This is a genomic window from Bacillus sp. MT94 (genome assembly GCF_058792475.1).
Window position 1 is genome coordinate 325,882 of sequence record NZ_JBXAEZ010000002.1, and the last position, 17,297, is coordinate 343,178.

Annotated in this window: 15 protein-coding genes and 1 pseudogene; 4 read left to right on the forward strand and 12 right to left on the reverse strand. The window is 33.2% G+C overall.

The annotated features are described in order from the left end of the window. The first annotated feature begins 309 nt into the window (after positions 1–309). Positions 310–2,070, forward strand: coding sequence for an alpha-glycosidase (locus AC1Q51_RS07290; protein WP_492331456.1), 1,761 nt, complete (start codon positions 310–312; stop codon positions 2,068–2,070). A 39-nt stretch (positions 2,071–2,109) separates the two neighbouring features. On the opposite strand, the gene malL is transcribed toward AC1Q51_RS07290, so the two are convergent. Continuing rightward, positions 2,110–3,786 (reverse strand): oligo-1,6-glucosidase, encoded by a 1,677-nt coding sequence (gene malL / locus AC1Q51_RS07295; protein ID WP_000415172.1) that lies wholly within the window; start codon positions 3,784–3,786, stop codon positions 2,110–2,112. Between the two features lie 262 nt (positions 3,787–4,048). Between malL and AC1Q51_RS07300 the strand changes: the two genes are divergently transcribed. Next, positions 4,049–5,149 (forward strand): ABC transporter ATP-binding protein, encoded by a 1,101-nt coding sequence (locus tag AC1Q51_RS07300; RefSeq protein ID WP_000818934.1) that lies wholly within the window; start codon positions 4,049–4,051, stop codon positions 5,147–5,149. Positions 5,150–5,213: 64 nt separating this feature from the next. Here the strand turns inward: AC1Q51_RS07300 and AC1Q51_RS07305 are convergent, their stop codons facing one another. The 3 genes from AC1Q51_RS07305 to AC1Q51_RS07315 all read right to left on the reverse strand — a co-directional run bounded on the left by AC1Q51_RS07305 (position 5,214) and on the right by AC1Q51_RS07315 (position 6,560). Further along, positions 5,214–5,723 carry an SDR family NAD(P)-dependent oxidoreductase gene (locus tag AC1Q51_RS07305; protein ID WP_492331457.1) on the reverse strand — a complete coding sequence of 170 codons (510 nt, stop codon included), beginning with the start codon at positions 5,721–5,723 and terminating at the stop codon, positions 5,214–5,216. A gap of 71 nt (positions 5,724–5,794) precedes the next feature. Then, positions 5,795–5,884 carry a hypothetical protein gene (locus AC1Q51_RS07310; RefSeq protein ID WP_000145638.1) on the reverse strand — a complete coding sequence of 30 codons (90 nt, stop codon included), beginning with the start codon at positions 5,882–5,884 and terminating at the stop codon, positions 5,795–5,797. Positions 5,885–6,104: 220 nt separating this feature from the next. After that, a complete protein-coding gene (locus AC1Q51_RS07315; protein ID WP_000769080.1) occupies positions 6,105–6,560 on the reverse strand; it encodes an RDD family protein in 456 nt (151 codons plus the stop codon). Positions 6,561–6,691: 131 nt separating this feature from the next. Between AC1Q51_RS07315 and AC1Q51_RS07320 the strand changes: the two genes are divergently transcribed. Further along, complete coding sequence (locus tag AC1Q51_RS07320) at positions 6,692–7,123, forward strand: DUF3997 domain-containing protein (RefSeq protein WP_000758789.1); 432 nt, start codon at positions 6,692–6,694, stop codon at positions 7,121–7,123. Between the two features lie 44 nt (positions 7,124–7,167). Here the strand turns inward: AC1Q51_RS07320 and AC1Q51_RS07325 are convergent, their stop codons facing one another. Beyond that, positions 7,168–7,932, reverse strand: a complete 765-nt coding sequence (locus AC1Q51_RS07325; RefSeq protein ID WP_000973900.1) for a hypothetical protein — start codon at positions 7,930–7,932, stop codon at positions 7,168–7,170. Between the two features lie 37 nt (positions 7,933–7,969). Next, positions 7,970–8,698: a DUF4184 family protein gene (locus AC1Q51_RS07330; protein ID WP_090977153.1), complete on the reverse strand. Its 729-nt coding sequence runs from the start codon at positions 8,696–8,698 to the stop codon at positions 7,970–7,972. Positions 8,699–9,086: 388 nt separating this feature from the next. On the opposite strand from AC1Q51_RS07330, the pseudogene AC1Q51_RS07335 reads away from it, so the two are divergent. Further along, positions 9,087–9,264: pseudogene (locus AC1Q51_RS07335) on the forward strand (recombinase family protein); the annotation flags it as partial. Between the two features lie 524 nt (positions 9,265–9,788). Here AC1Q51_RS07335 and AC1Q51_RS07340 read toward each other — a convergent pair. The 6 genes from AC1Q51_RS07340 to AC1Q51_RS07365 form a co-directional block, all read right to left on the reverse strand. Further along, positions 9,789–10,997, reverse strand: a complete 1,209-nt coding sequence (locus tag AC1Q51_RS07340; protein WP_157812355.1) for an MFS transporter — start codon at positions 10,995–10,997, stop codon at positions 9,789–9,791. A 43-nt stretch (positions 10,998–11,040) separates the two neighbouring features. Continuing rightward, on the reverse strand, positions 11,041–12,264 hold the full coding sequence (locus AC1Q51_RS07345; RefSeq protein ID WP_090977149.1) for an ATP-grasp domain-containing protein: 1,224 nt from the start codon (positions 12,262–12,264) through the stop codon (positions 11,041–11,043). Positions 12,265–12,284: 20 nt separating this feature from the next. After that, positions 12,285–13,163: an ATP-grasp domain-containing protein gene (locus AC1Q51_RS07350; RefSeq protein ID WP_097924716.1), complete on the reverse strand. Its 879-nt coding sequence runs from the start codon at positions 13,161–13,163 to the stop codon at positions 12,285–12,287. Further along, positions 13,156–14,526 carry a phenylacetate--CoA ligase family protein gene (locus AC1Q51_RS07355; protein WP_090977147.1) on the reverse strand — a complete coding sequence of 457 codons (1,371 nt, stop codon included), beginning with the start codon at positions 14,524–14,526 and terminating at the stop codon, positions 13,156–13,158. Before AC1Q51_RS07355 ends, AC1Q51_RS07350 begins: the two co-directional genes overlap by 8 nt. Before the next feature lie 207 nt (positions 14,527–14,733). Then, positions 14,734–15,654 (reverse strand): 2-hydroxyacid dehydrogenase, encoded by a 921-nt coding sequence (locus tag AC1Q51_RS07360; protein WP_090977145.1) that lies wholly within the window; start codon positions 15,652–15,654, stop codon positions 14,734–14,736. A 5-nt stretch (positions 15,655–15,659) separates the two neighbouring features. Beyond that, positions 15,660–16,814 carry an aminotransferase class I/II-fold pyridoxal phosphate-dependent enzyme gene (locus AC1Q51_RS07365; RefSeq protein WP_090977143.1) on the reverse strand — a complete coding sequence of 385 codons (1,155 nt, stop codon included), beginning with the start codon at positions 16,812–16,814 and terminating at the stop codon, positions 15,660–15,662. Positions 16,815–17,297: the final 483 nt, after the last annotated feature.

A 17,297-nucleotide genomic window follows, 5' to 3' on the forward strand; every position in this document is an offset into this window, starting at 1 on the left:
AAATTGTCTATGTACCTTAGCAACTGAAAACGTTTGCATTTAATAGTTTAATTGAAGCACAAACAATATCTCAAGTCTATGAAAACGTTTGCGCTATTTGTCTATCATTATACATTCTTTTATTCATTTTGCAAATATTAATTTAAAAATTATGTCATTATACTCTTTATACATTGACTTTATATTAAATGAATACTACTCTTATAAGCAATATTAAAGCTATAAGAAAGGCAATCGTTTGCAATATAGGCTTTATTATTACACTTAAGGGAATACTATGTATAGAGATATTGAAGGGGGATTTTCTATATGTTTAAAGAAGCCATTTATCATAGGCCGAAAGATAATTATGCATACGCTTACGATGAACAAACAATTCACATCCGAATACGTACTAAGAGAGATGATGTTCAAAGCGCCGATCTTATTTACGGTGATCCTTACGAATGGAAAGATGGGAAATGGATATCAGCAAGTACACCAATGAAAAAAACGGGTTCTACTGCATTATTTGATTATTGGTCCATTGCAATCGAACCAAAATTTAAGCGCTTACGTTATGGGTTTGAATTAAAATCTGAAACAGACACTCTTATTTATACAGAGCGAGGATTCTTTTCTAACATTCCAAATGATGATGTTGGTAACTTTTTTTGTTTTCCATTTATTCATGCAGATGATGTATTCAAAGCACCATCTTGGATTAAAGACACCATTTGGTATCAGATTTTCCCTGAACGATTCGCTAATGGCGATAGTACGCTGAATCCAGAAAACACCCTTCCTTGGGGAAGTGCGAATCCTACTCCAACTAATTTTTTCGGTGGGGATTTTGCTGGTGTTATTCAAAACCTTGATTACCTTGTTAAGCTTGGCATTTCCGGAATATATTTCACACCTATTTTCAAAGCTCATTCAAACCATAAATATGACACAATTGACTATATGGAAATTGATCCACAATTTGGGACGAAAGAAACTTTTAAAGAGCTCATTGAAGAATGTCATAAACACGGTATAAAAGTAATGCTCGATGCTGTGTTTAATCATAGTGGATACTTTTTCGAGAAATTTCAAGACGTTCTAGAGAACGGTGAGAAGTCTGCATATAAAGAGTGGTTCCACATTCATGAATTTCCAATTATAACCGATCCACTTCCCAATTACGATACTTTCGCCTTTACACCGTATATGCCTAAATTAAATACAGCTCATCCAGATGTAAAAGAGTACTTACTTGAAGTAGGACGTTATTGGGTACGAGAATTCAATATAGATGGCTGGCGCCTTGATGTCGCAAATGAAGTCGATCACAACTTTTGGAGAGAATTCCGAACTGAAATAAAAACATTAAATCCTGAAGTATATATTTTGGGAGAAATTTGGCACGATGCCCTTCCGTGGCTACAAGGTGATCAATTTGATGCTGTCATGAGCTATCCTGTTACAAACGCTCTACTTTCTTACTTTGCTAACGATTCCATTAAAGCAAGTGAATTCATGAAGCAAATTACAGAATCTCTACATTCCTACTCTATGAATGTAAATGAAGCAGCCTTTCATTTATTAGATAGCCATGATACTCCAAGAATTTTAACAACATGCAATGGAGATAAAAATAAGTTGAAATTGCTCTATGTATTCCATCTTTCTTTCATCGGCTCTCCATGTATTTATTACGGAGATGAAATCGGCATGGATGGTGGTATGGACCCCAATTGCCGTAAATGTATGATTTGGGATACTAAAGAACAAGATCATGCATTATTTACACATATACAAACATTGATTTCATTACGAAAACAACATGCAGCTTTTGGAGGACATGGTACTTTTCAATTCATCGAAGCAAATGATGAACATAATTATATTTCTTATACGAAAACATATGAGGATGAAACTATCTTTTTTGTTTTAAACCCTACTAATAGTGAAGTTACAGTTTCACTCCCTCTTCATGTTACTGGTAAGAAAATAATTAACATTTATACAAATGAAGAATTTTCAGCAGAAGCAAGTGTATTACAAGTTACACTTCCTCCATATGGATTCTCCATATTAAAATGGTAATCAAAAAAGCCTTATGCCAAGGTGGCATAAGGCTTTTTCTTATTTCAATTTGAATACCATCGCTTCATACGGACGTAATGTAATGTTATCTATCGATCCGATTTCTACATCGTAATTGTGTATGAATAATTCTGATTCACTATAACTAATATCCTCAGGCATTTCAAATACACTTTCATCCGCAGTAAAGTTTGCAATAACAAGTAGTTTTTCGTCTCCATATGTTCTTACATAAGCAAAAATAGAAGGATTATTCTCTAATATTAAATCATATGATCCATATACAACTATTTCATTATTTTTGCGTAGCTCAATTAATTTCTTATAGTAATAAAAAATTGAACCTTCATCTTGGATTGCTTGTTTCACATTAATCTCTTTATAGTTAGGATTTACAGTAATCCAAGGCTCACCCGTTGTAAATCCAGCGTGATTCTGATCATCCCACTGCATTGGAGTTCTAGCATTATCACGACCCTTTATATAAATAGATTCCATTACTTTTTCTATATTTTCACCATGGTCTATCACTTTTTCTTTATACATATTTAACGTTTCAATATCTCTATATTCATCAATTGATTGGAATCGAACGTTCGTCATTCCGATTTCTTCACCTTGATAAATATATGGCGTCCCCTTCATCATATGAAGAACTGTCGCTAACATTTTTGCAGATTCAATGCGATACATTCCATCGTTACCAAAACGAGATACAACGCGAGGCTGATCATGGTTATTCCAATAAAGGCTATTCCATCCGGTATGCTCTAATGCTTTTTGCCACTTTGTTAAATTCTCTTTTAAAGTAAGAAGTGAGCATGGTTTTACATCCCACTTTCCACCTTCTCCTGAATCTAAATCCATATGTTCAAATTGGAATACCATTTGCAACTCTTTTCGTTCTTCTCCAGTATACAATTTGGCTTCTTCTGTCGTTACACCTGGCATTTCACCAACCGTCATAATATCATAATTCGATAATACTTCCTCATTCATTTCATGCAAATATTTATGAATGTTTGGACCGTTCATAAAATGTTTATGACCTGAAACATAACCATCTTCATCTGTTTCAACTGTTGGTAACCCTTCTTCTTTAGAAATAAAATTGATAACATCCATGCGGAATCCATCAATTCCTTTTTCTAACCAAAACTTCATCATCTCATAAACATCTTGTCTTACCTTTTCATTATCCCAGTTTAAATCCGGTTGTTTTTTAGAAAACAGATGTAAATAATATTCATCCGTCATTTCATCATACTTCCATGCAGATCCACTAAAAGCAGCTCCCCAGTTGTTTGGTTCTTTCCCTTCTTTTCCAGGACGCCATATATAGTAATCTCTATATTTATTATCTTTTGATTTACGTGATTCAATAAACCAATTATGTTCATCAGATGTATGATTAACAACTAAATCCATCATCAATTTCATATTACGTTCATGCATTTCATGTAATAGTTCATCCCAATCTTCCATTGTTCCGAACTCGTTCATAATTTTACAATAATCACTTATATCGTAACCATTATCATCATTTGGAGATTCATAGACTGGTGATAACCAAATCACATCAATCCCTAACTCTTTTAAGTAATCTAGCTTTGAAATAATCCCTTGAAGATCTCCTATACCATCACCATTACTATCCATAAAGCTACGAGGATAAATTTGATATACTACGCTTTCTTTCCACCATTGTTTTTCCATTATGCTACCCCATTTCATTCATCATTCATTTTTCTCTTTTTTAAGGCGCAAACGTTTTCATTAATGAATGATAACAGATTCTATCTCAATTTAAAATAGCGCTTACAATTTTTATTGTTCTTTTTCTAAGAAAACATGCGAAAATCACTAATAATTCTCCAATATATGAAAACGTTTTATTTTTTTATTTATTTTTTGAATCTATTCGTTTATAATGAACTCAAAGAAAACGTTTGCATAATTATTTCTAGGGGGAAATACCATGGCAGAACTTAAATTAGAAAACATTTATAAGATATATGATAATAACGTAACAGCTGTAACTGATTTTAATTTACACATTCAAGATAAAGAATTTATCGTATTTGTCGGTCCTTCTGGATGCGGAAAATCTACAACATTACGAATGGTAGCTGGACTCGAAGATATTTCAAAAGGCGAGTTTTCAATTGATGGTAAACTAATGAATGATGTTCCTCCAAAAGATCGAGATATCGCAATGGTATTCCAAAACTACGCTCTTTATCCACATATGAGTGTATATGATAATATGGCATTTGGATTAAAACTTCGAAAAATACCAAAAGATGAAATCGATCGTCGTGTAAAAGATGCAGCAAAAATTTTAGGACTTGAACAATATTTAGATAGAAAACCGAAAGCATTATCAGGTGGACAGCGCCAACGTGTTGCGTTAGGTAGAGCAATCGTTCGAGATGCAAAAGTTTTCTTAATGGACGAGCCATTATCAAACTTAGATGCTAAACTCCGTGTTGCAATGCGCTCAGAAATTTCTAAGCTACATCATCGCCTTGGAACAACAACAATTTATGTAACACATGACCAAACAGAAGCAATGACTATGGCTTCGCGTCTTGTCGTTATGAAGGATGGAAAGATTCAACAAATTGGAACACCAAAAGAAGTATATGAAACACCAGAAAACATTTTCGTGGGTGGATTTATCGGGTCACCAGCGATGAACTTCTTCCGTGGTAAATTGACTGAAACCGATTTCGTTATAGACAATACTATAAAAATCAAAGTATCTGAAGGAAAAATGAAGATGCTACGTGAACAAGGCTATGTAAATAAAGAAATTGTTTTAGGTATTCGCCCGGAGGACATTCATGATGAACTACTATTTTTAGAAGCTTCACAATCTACTACTTTCACAACAAAAATTGAAGTTGCTGAATTGTTAGGTGCTGAATCTATTTTATATATGAAACTTGGAAATCAAGATTTTGCAGCACGTGTTGATGCAAGACATATATTCTCACCTGGAGACCAAATTAAATTGGCATTTGATTTAAATAAAGCGCATTTCTTTGACAGCCAAACAGAACAACGTATTCGCTAAAAAAATTTCCTTCTATATAACATACAAAAAAACCGTCCACATATATTGAGGGCGGTTTTCATTATTATACTAGGGCTTCTACTGTATGAAATGATTGTCCTTTCGTGCCAATAATACCGAAAATCGGTAAATCACTAAGCACCACTTCTTCTTGCTGTTTCATAAAAGATGACGTTAATTGTTTTATCTCTATCCAAACGTCATTAATACAAAGTACATTGGAATCGTTCTCTTGTTGACGAGAAAAAATAGAATCTATTTTATATAAACCAGCATTTTGAAAAAGCATGTCAATGCGACTGAATGCATTCAAAGTAATGCTAATAACGCGTTGCCAATCTCCTTGCTTTTCCATATCATAGAATACAAAAAGGGCTTCTCCGCCTAGATTCGTAATTTCCTCCACTGTTGCTTGTCCACTTTCTTGATCAATGTCCGTCACAATTACTTTTGCGCCTTGTTTAGCCAACAAAAGAGCTGTATTACGTCCAATACCGATGCCACCGCCAGTTACGATAACAACTTTTCCTGCAAGCTTCATTTTCATTACCCCTTCTATAAGTCTTACCGTCATTCAGTATACTCCTTTATGAGATTATTCTGCAAGCAAGAAAAATTGCTATTCAATTTGTAAACGTTTACTTTTTATCCTTCTTTTTTCTTACTCTTACGCTGATCAAGAACTAGACCGATAAAAATGAGAATGCCCCAAAAAATTATGCTACCTCCTGTCATCTCAACTTCCCCCTTATTATATAAAGTAAAACTTTAATCAGCCCCAAATGGTGAGATAAAGATATTATTTTTAATTATTATACCATTATCTTAATTTTCAATCTATTATAAATAGAAATGACACATTTTAGCTTTTCCTTACTGTAAATATTCACAATATACTTATAAAATAAAAAAAGACCCTTTTATATATAAAAGGGTCTTTTTTTATTTTATTTTATTATACAAGACTTATTATTTTCGTCTTTGTAATTAAGTCCTGAAAACCGCAATTGTCTTTGCGGAACAACATCATATATACGTTACATATTAATGGAATTCCTAATAGCAATACGTTCGGTAATAACACTACAAAAAATCTTATAATTAATGTTTGCAACGTTAGCTTTTCACTCTTCAATGAAATTAATTTTATTCTCGTTACCTTTTTGCCAAGTGTAACACCGTTCCAAATAAAGGGTAATACAATAAAATATATCGCCATTAATATGAAAACTACTGCGAAATCATATCTAAAATCACCTAAGCTTATATTAAAGCGCTTAAACATAGCACTATAGTTTCCGGTCATAATAGCTACTACTGCACCATACATAACCGAGATTAAAAACATGTCAATTAGGGAAGCACCTATGCGATTCATTACAAGCGCTGGACGATGCATCTTTAACTTCATTTTATGTCGACTCCTTCATATCCTTCTTTACCCGTCTCATCGTACCACTTCTAAAAAACATTGTAAACTAGCGTTTCTCTTACTTTTCTTGTACAATTTGTTACAATAGCATTATAAAGGAGGTTCCCATATTGAAAAAATGGATAATCCTATTCGTCGCCTTCCTATTAACTGGTTGTGCAGGAAACACAAGTCACTTAACTTATACGGTTAACGATGAATACGAACTCATACGTACTTCTGGAAATGCATTTGAACTTTTCCCCTCGCAAGATGCTGTATATGCCACACAATACATCCCTGCAAAAATTACAGACATTGCTTGGGATGATAAATACATTATTGCAAAACAAACTGAGGAAAAATCAGATCCAAATAACCCTGACGCAGCAATTGCAAATAAAAAAAGTGAACATTATTGGATTATTGACGTAAAGCACAATAAACGTTTCGGTCCCTACAATGAAAAGCAATTTAACGAACAAAAAGATGCGTTTAAAATTAAGGTACCTTTTCAAAATGTAGATTCATACATAAAAGAAATAAAAAAACAGTCAGCATAATATTTGAGTGCTGACTGTTTTTCTTACATTATTTTAAAAACACCTTACTCCGAAAGTGAGATATTAAACGTTTGTGACTCTTTTACAACATCTTGTGTTTCTGAATCTCCTGCAAGTAAATCATCAGTTGTAAACTGAATATCCTTTACTTTGTCTTTTCCATCGTCAAGTATCAAACCAATAATACCATCTCTTGTTTCACCAGGCTTATAGTCTTCTCTTGACACATTTTTTGTACCAACTAACGTATCTTCATCATATAAAAAGTTTTGAGTCGCTACTTTAAAATGTTGCTTACCATTAATCATAACATCATTCATAGAGAAAAATTGCATATTTTTATTCCCGCTATTCTCCACTTTATATGTAATCTCAACGTAACGAATTGTATTACTAATCTCTGTTCCACTTAGCGATGCATATAATTCTGCATCTTCTTGGCTTACTTTATCCCCTAATCTACGTTTTACTTCTTCAGGAGTTAGTGCCGTGTATACTTTCAATGTATTTTTTGCTTTTTCACTCATCTGTGATAAAGAGATTACTTTCACATCTTGTACGTGAATTTTCATTGGCGCTACTTCAAATGTTTGATTCACAGAGTGCATCTGCTCTAACTTGAAAGTACCCCATCCTGTTTCTTTCACTTTTTGTCCTACTTTTTTCAGCTCACGCCCACCATATTCTTTCGTTTCAGGAATAGATTCTTTTTTCTTCGGTTCAGCTTTCTTTTCTTCTTGATGGAAGCAACCACTTAACATAAGAAGAAAACTACATAAAACAAAAATACTTTTCCATGCTTTCATCATTTCATTTCTCCTAACACTATCATTCATGAATATAAAATTAGTCCCTTGCCTTGTAAACTATAGAAACAATGAAAAGTCCACAAAATGAACTTGTCAGTCCAGATACTATTATACCTCCAATTTGGAAAATATGAAAATAGGGATCTAGGAACGCATGCACGATAAATATAATAGTTGCCACAACAATTACTGAAATCCAATACTTTCTTTTTTCCGAAACTAAAATAAGGTCTTTACCCATTTCATTTCTATATTTCCATAAAACGTATACTAATAATAGAAAACCAATACATGTACTTCCATGTTGCATATATTTATAAACAGGGATACCGTACCATTCTCTTTGCAATAATGGTATTTTCATAACAAAATAGCCTGTCTTATGAGTGAATGCATCCCAAACAACATGCGTTAACATACCGAATAATGCTGAATAACAAAATATAAAAAGATCCTTCCATGTATGAATCCTCCACCCCTTATCTACTACATATGTATAATACCCAGCAAATGGTTTAGGTAAATGTGTTATAAAAGGCTTTTTTAAAATGTAATGATATATACATGCTAATAAGAAGACAAGTGGTAAATTTAAATATAAGAACCCAAGCCACGTATGCCCAATAACACCATACGGTCTAAAGTGTAAAAAATATTCAAAGTCAGGCGCCATACTACCTAATATAAGAGCCGTTACTGACATATATTTAGAATGCTTTTTCGCAAAAGGAAGAACTGCTGCTGGATGTGTAAATGTAAACGGCATACTTTAACTCCTTCTCACATTTTCAGTAGAATACCATATATCATAACGAGAGAATGGATCTTCATGCAATATTTATTTTCACATTGGAATATGATAGTTTAAATGGTTTAGTTAGCAGGGATGTAACCAAATTTAAAGTATATTTTATTGCAAAGACTTACCTGTAACTTTATTATTTTCACTTCAAGAAATAATGTCCTCCATAAATAACAGCGTACTTTTTATTTACTGAATTACCGAAATATCAAATGTCTTAAATACTTTCTTATCCCTAATCACCGAGTACGTTTATTTCTCTAAATCACTGTCCATAATAATAAACAACGACAATCCCTTTATCCCTAAGATATAGGCTCTTTTCCAAGAGTATCAAACTCGGTGATTAGGAGAGAGTGGTATACATGAATTTGTTCCGAGAATCAAAAATGTTTTAGAGGCTTATTATACAACGAGTGATATAGAAAAGAAAAATCGCCTCCTCAAATCGGTGCTTGAGAAAGTTATTTATTTACGTAAAAAAGAGTGGAAAAAATGAATTTGTAGTAGAATTATACACTAAAATATAAAACCAGTTAAATCAACGATTGCTTAAATAAAAAATTAAAAAGTAATAAAATAAGAATCTAGCTTACGTAAAATAAGTGTCCAAATGGAAGCTTCACCTGTCAGTTACTAGACGATTTGGCCCCTATCGAGGCTAGAATTTCACCAATAAGTAGTGTCCAACTTACCTGGGCACGCAAGAAAAAAAGCTCCTTATTGAAGGAACTTCTTTTACAGAAATGTATGTATCTTATTTAAGCAAGCTTTGATGACTTCCCATGGAGCTTACTCATTTACACGCTCCTATTTCTCAGTCTAGACTTTGAACTTAATTAGTTAGAATAATCCGTAATAAGTCAAGCCAGCAGGGAACTCAATCTTAACCGGATAACCTTTTTCCAACTGGTTATCCGGGGCATATAACTGTAATCATTAAATGGTTTGAGAGACCACACAACTGTTGTCCTGCTTCCTGATTAAAGTCTAGACTAAATCCTACCGATCTATAATCACTAATATTAAATCTTTAGAGTTTAGTAGCAATTTATTAATCAATAACTTGTTGGACATTTGTAGATACTTTATTATTCCGTTCTTTAGAGATCTTATTAAAGAATATCCCGGAAAAAATAATACTTGTCGAGCAGGCAATGAATAAAAATACCGATCCACCATACTCTAAAAGCAAACCACCAATCGAAGGACCAATGAAAAAACCAACTTGGCTCAACCCTCCTGCACCATAATAAACAGCTTTTTGTTCAGATGGTGCTATTCTTCCCATAATAACATCAAAGCACGGAAACAGAATAGCTTCTCCTACTGAGACTACAATCGTTGCAACAATTGTCATCACAAAAGCATTCCAGTCTAAAGCAAAAAGAAAAAAACCTGAAGTAAGGAGAAAAAATCCACAAACAATAGACTTGTTTATATCTACATCTTTAAAAAGTCGCAACTGAATTAGTTGAAAGACTATCACTACAAGAGCATTAAGTGAAACTAAAACACCATAAGCTGGCCGATCTCCACCTGATCCTAATACCACCGCAGGCATAAGTCCTTCGTATGCACCATATGCTATTATAATAAACATCGAACTTAATATCCACAACTGTAAGTTTGTGTCTTTAAGAACTAAGAAAGTCTTAAGAACAGTGGAGTTCTTTTTAGGTTTTTCATTTCTAAAATCATTAAGTCGTAACCAAATAAATGTTGCAAATAAAAACATCAAAAATACCACTGTGCTAAGGATAAAGGTATTACCAAATAGTAGCCCGTATGCAGCCACCCCAATTAACGGCCCCAATACGTTCCCTACATTTTGCAAAAGATAACGTAATCGAAAATATCTTTCAACTTCATCCTCTTCAGCAAGTGCAATCATGGTAGCACGAACTGAATTATCTGAAAAGGCTTTACCTAATCCAAATAAAACTAGCGACAAGGAAAATTGAATTAGATTAACAGATATAGCCATAAAAAGAAAAGACATACTATTGAGAATAATACCCAACCGGAGAGTACGCAAATACCCCCAACGTTCAGCTATTATCCCACAAAAGAAACTCATACTAAATTGTGTAACTGGCCAAATACCCGAGATAAAACCAACTTGTACAACAGAGAGTTTAAAATAATCCATTGCATATATGGTTATTATTGGAATTGAAATGAATATTCCTAATGTACTAAGGCCACTACCACAAATCAAAACCCATATTTTCCTGTTTATTATTTTTTGTTTATGGTCCACAATCTGTTACCTTCCCCCTATAAAAGCATCTATTTAAACATACCTATATAACCGAATATTGGTTAATCAATACTTTTAGATCCTGATTAATTTGTTCAGTTGCTTCAGATACAAAAACAAAACTACCTAGGTTGTTAACATAAGAAAATGATCCTGTAAGTGGTTGTCCGATACCTGGAATTTCCGACCATGTCACTGACGGTAAGGAAGCTTGCGGTAAACATACTTCCTTTATTTTTTGTTCACTTTCTGAGTCATATACTTTTGGATAAACTAACCATCCATAATTTTTTGCATTTTTAAGATTTATTTCGGGAGTAATGTCTAGTTGACACTGTAAATGTGCTTCATCCAAGTTGATTCCAACAGCTGCCTCTATAGATGGAACAACAAGACTTCCCCCAGGCCGTATACCTATCTCTAAAAAAATTCTTTCTCCCTCATTTGTAAGAAAAGCCTCTAAATGAAAGGCACCATCAGGGATCTCCATAGCCTCATGAACTTGTTGAGTGAATGCTTTCCAACGGTCTTGTTCATCCTTATCATCTATTGAAATTGACCCCAGTGGTTCTCCTTTAAGAAAATTTAAACATATCCCTTCGTACTTAGATGCACTACAAAAGATAATCTCATTATTAAAAACAAGGCCATCAATGTGAAAAATTAAACCTTGGATATACTCTTCGAATTCAACTTCATCCATCGCAAATTCACGGAAGCTGTCTGTTTGATCGTCTATACTTATATTATGTTCTTTGAGATACTTATCTAACTCTTGTATTGAATGAAGAACACATATTCCTTTGCTACCAGCATACGAACGCGGTTTTACAACTACTGGAAATAAGTCAGGGTTGTTTAATAGCATTTCCATCTCATAGAGATACGGGGCTCTTACCTGATCTTTAAGTGATTTTTTCATTTCAACTTTATCACGAAACTTCGTTACATCTTTTGTACGTAGTCCTTTAACATTAAGATGTTCACGTATTACTGCTGCAAGATGTACTGCATATTCATCGGTCTGTAGTACACAATCGAAGGGCCCCCACTCTTTACTCTTTTCAATAGCTTCACTAATTTCATTCTCGTTACGCAAATCTTGAATGGGGAAAAAATTTTTAAAATAAGTTGAAACTTTTGGGACTTCTCCGAAAAACTCAGCTACAACCGAATATTCCGCTTCTGGTAGAATATTGTTCTTAATCATTTTTATTAACCGACTTTCAATATCTACATGAGTAGTTACAATTAATATTTTCTTCATAAGCCCTCCGCAAAAAATTATTATTTTGTTAAATTTCTTAAATAGTCCGCAATGGCATATGGAAATCCTATTCTATCGAGAGTAATATCCGGTTCAGGATTAACTTCTGCAATAAAAAGGGATCCACTATCAGAAACCAAGATATCGACTCCAGCAATATCCAAGCCTAGTTCACTTACCGCTTTAACAGCAAGGTTACAAATATCACTTGGTAAATTACTAGGCTCCCAAAAAATAATGTCTCCTCCAATTGTCCCATTACATAGGGGTGTTTCAAAGTCATCGTTATACGCAAATCTTTGATTACACTGAATAACTTGCGAATCCACTATATCAATTCTCCATATGAATCTGTTTGGATTATAAATAAACTCCTGAACTATGACCATACCATCTCTATCTAAGAGATTAATAACCTCATTTGGAATTTTCCCATTAGGAAATGGAAAAATATCTTCTGCACAAGCACCAAGAAACGACTTTGCAATATAAAATTCATGACCACTTTGTTTACAAAAGTCTTCAATTTGATTTTTTGTGTATGCGATTTTAGTTAATGGTATAGGTAAATTCGCTGTAGCTAGTTTTACCGCCATTAATGCTTTATTTCTGGCTATTGAGTATGCTTTTGGATTATTTACAATACGTGTATTTGACAACTGTTCCGCTATTCCTTGAAGAAGTGAAAGTTGTGTTGAATAAGAAGGAAAAATTTCACCCATACGATCTAAATAAACTGTGTCAAATTTCTCCAAATTATAAGATAAACTTCCTGCTTCTAAACCTAAGGTATTCCAGTGAACAAGATGTGGTTCGCACCCAAAATCCTCTAATCTCTCATAAATCTTATTCAACAAGGGATGAATTTCTTCATGAATAATAGCTATCTTCTTAGTCATTAAATTCCCTCACAATACTCCTCCTCTTAACTCCCAAGGAGGGGATTTCATCCAGAATTTCCACTGTTAGTTGCACAGTATTACCAAAAATCCCATGAAAACGTTCACTAAACTCTTTTATAGCTGATTCAGCGTCGTTATGCTTAGACCTAAGTTTAATCAGTAACCTTACGTCATGTAATGATTTTTGTACAAGACGAAATTCTTCAACTCCCGAATCCTCACAAACTAAAGTTGTATCGAAAATTTCAAGGATTCTCCCCGGATCTATTGAACCATTATCAGGGCTAACAATTTTCATATCCTGACGACCAATAATTCTTTCCAATCTTCTTAATCCATATTCCGGATCCCTATGTCTCCAAGTAGCATAGTCATTTTGAGCATAACGAATTCTTGGCATAGCAAAGTTCCATAAATCAGTCCCAATTACAGAAGCCATATCTTCTTCATCTCTATTAACTAGTTCAAGATATACTGTATCTTCAGCTACTAAATAAGAACCATCACGTTCCTCCCAAGCAATAATACCAAGTTCTTCGGAGGAGTATTCGTCTAATATCGGAACACCTAACTTCATAGACAGTTGTCTTCTAGTTTGTGCTGATGAAGTTTCACTATTAGTGGTGAATGCCATAATCCCAATATCTTTTGCATCCGGAAGGAGTTGTGCTACCTCTATAATATGACTAGCTACACCTGTAACAATTTTAGGCTTCAACTTACGAATATGTTCAACTAAATCTCCATAGGCAGCACCTAAACCAACCGTAAAAATAGGATATTTCCCCAGTATACTCGAAAGTAAAAATGGTTCATAATATATTGAGTATATCCAGTCACCAGGATTTAAAGTTTTTTGCATCATATTTTCAAACATTTGAAAACGATGAATAAACCAATGTTTTTGTCGATCAGTATCATTAATCAAGGATAACGGGATACCCGTAGATCCTGAAGTTCGTGATTTGTGATTCACTTTTACCCAAGGATGATTTACTGCATCTTGATAAACAATATGTAAATCACCCTTTTGAATAATAGGTAGTTTTTCAAAATCTTTAAGTGTCTTTAAATCTCCAGGCTCAAAACCAACATTTTTATAAATATGATTATAAAATGGAATTTGCTCATAAGCGAAATCTACCAACGCTTGTAGTCGACCTAAAGTCCATTCATCCAATATTTCACGAGGCAATTTATCAAGGTGATTATATCGGGCACGTTCATCATAAAATAGTTTAAGAATCTCCGTATGTCTCTCAAGGGTTTCACTTGGCCAAACTGGTTGAAAATTCACAAATGATTTCAACTTAGAAGGTGAACCAGCTTTTTTAAAAACGTCAATATAGGTGTGTTTCATTATTTTCACCTCTGATAGATTTTTACATGAAGTTTCCGACTACAGTATAACTTTAATCAGTAGAGGTTTCTTCACCCTCCACTGATTATTAGTTAAACCACGCAGGATTTTATCGGCAGTTTCTCCCCACCTAACTTCCTCACTTTTGCTAGATCCTGGGATGAGAGTATTATTTCCAGCTAATATCGGGATAAAAATTAGATAATTCTATATAACATTTACTGGTTTTTGTGCTAAATAGGATTCTATATTTTCTATAAGTTCATACATATTCTTTTCCCTTGCCTCATAGGAATACCAAGCACTTCCAGGTGTCAAAACAACATTATTTAATCCTATTATAGGGTTATCCTTATAATATGTTAAATCATCAAGACCTGCCCCTCTAATCCTATTCTGTTTTAACACAGAATACAAAGCCTGTTCATCTATTAAGTTACCTCTACACGTATTTATTAATACTGCATCTGGTTTCATTAAGCTCAATAATTTCTCAGTCAATATTATTTCTGTATCTGCATTTCTAGGAATATGAAGTGAGATAATATCACTTTTCTTCATTAATTCTGTTATATCTACTTGCTGAATACCTTTAACATTCCTCTTAGATTTATTAAGACCAATAACCTTCATTTGGAAAGCATTCGCTATTTCTGCAACTGTCTGTCCTATTTGCCCAATACCAATTAATCCAATGGTCTTATCTCTTATTTCAGAACATAGAAAAGGAGGATATATGTGACTTAATCCCTTTCTACAAGTTTCATCAGCTTGTAAAATCTTTCTGTTAACAGCAAATAATAAAGCAAATACATGTTCAGCCACAGCTTGTTTAGAATATTGGGGACAATTGGATACCATGATTTCATTATCCTTAAGAGAGTTAACGTCGATATAATCATAACTAGTTGTAATAGTAATAAGGTACTTTAATCTCGATATTTTCTCAATCATTTCTTTTGTGATAGATGTCCATTCAACAATTGCAATGTCAGTACTAGACAGTCTATTAATTGCTTCCTCTTCATTAGGGAAGTCATAAAACACTTCAAAATCCCCATATTCATTTATTTTATTAATAACCCAGCTCGGAAGATATGTAGGCTTGTCAATATAAGTAATTTTCATAACGATTAGACACCAACTGTTATCATAGATTTGGATCTGGTAGCTGTAAGAAACTCTGCAAGTACATCACATGATGCTTTAAACATTTCAGGGTTTCTCGCTAAAGCAATTCGAATATACCTTTCTCCTATCTCTGGATTATTCCAATAAAAATGATCACCTGGAAGAACCCCTAATCCGAAATTCCTCATCTCCTCTAATAAATCCAAACTATTTACATCATCATTAACTATTTGTAGCCACTCCACACTGATAATAGTGTCCGAGTTATATGGAACAAGAATAGAGTTTTCTAAGACTTTGCGAAGATACTTTCTATTTGTATTAATTATATCCCATAATGTAGATTGGAAACCCTCTTTGCTCATATCCTTCATATACTTAATTAATAAGTTTAAGATAAACGGAGATACATTTAAAAGGATGTCATTATGTAATTCAAGGATATCCTCGTATAAATCTTCGCTAGCCGCAAGAATACTACATTTTAAGTCTTGAGTAGGGAAGGTCTTTCCTGTATCTTCAACCACAAAGTAACTAACACCTAAATCTTCTAACATTTTATATTGATCCCAAAATGAATCTGGGTGATAAAATCTAAATGTACAATCAATTATTAATAATTTATTGTTCTTTTTACAATATTTGATTACGGTTTCAAGTTCTCCTTGCGTTAACATGAATCCTGTAGGATTATTAGGCAAAGTTAAGAATAAAGCATCTGTTGTTATATTATCTAATGTAGTTTCTAGATTAATTGATGAAAAAGCATCCTCTGAAACAGGAGATAATTCAACATTTCTTCTCTTAAGTATAGTTGCTAAATTGTCAAAGCAAGGTTGTAATAAACTGACAGTCATATTCTTTTTTTGTAAATATGTAGCTATTAAATCAGTTGATAGTGATGCCGAATAACATAACATGGTTCTAGGGTGATCTATAGCGGAGTGTTGACCAGCTAGTTTGTAAAATTCGTATTGAAATTCTTTCTCTAAAACTTTTTGTTTAGTAAGTTCTGATTCATAAAAGATAGTAGATAGTTCACTAATAATACTTTTTTGTGTCTCTGATTGTCCCTGATGGGCATGACCATCAGCCAAGTTATAATCTTGGTTTAACCCTATTTCTTCATAACGTGTCAAATTTGTAAATTTCGACATTTCCTCTTCACTCCGATTCTCATTTTTTAGAACACAGTTCACAATACTTACATTTTACTGTTTTGTCTGTTTTACAAACATGTGGTACGTTAAGATTCTCAATGACTTTTAACACATATTCTTTGCATACAAACAAAAAATCACCTAGTTCCCTGCATTCATTAATGTAGTTACTTTTTAATTAGGTGAAATAACTTCTAGAGGACTTCTATATTCGTGCAAATTTTACAGATAATCCCGTTTTTAACTACAAATCGATTATACTAAAAAAACAAATAAACGTCTAGTTTTTTTGTCGAAAATTCAGAATATAAAACTTATTCTGAATTAAAATTCTCATTAAAACCACCTTAAAACAAAGGTTTCGTGCTATTTTCAAAGAAAAATTAGAATATATTTTTTTCGGTTTTTTAGTTATATATATAGGTTCACTCATTAAAAGCAAAATATATATTCTCCAAAAATGAATGTTAAATTCCTCCT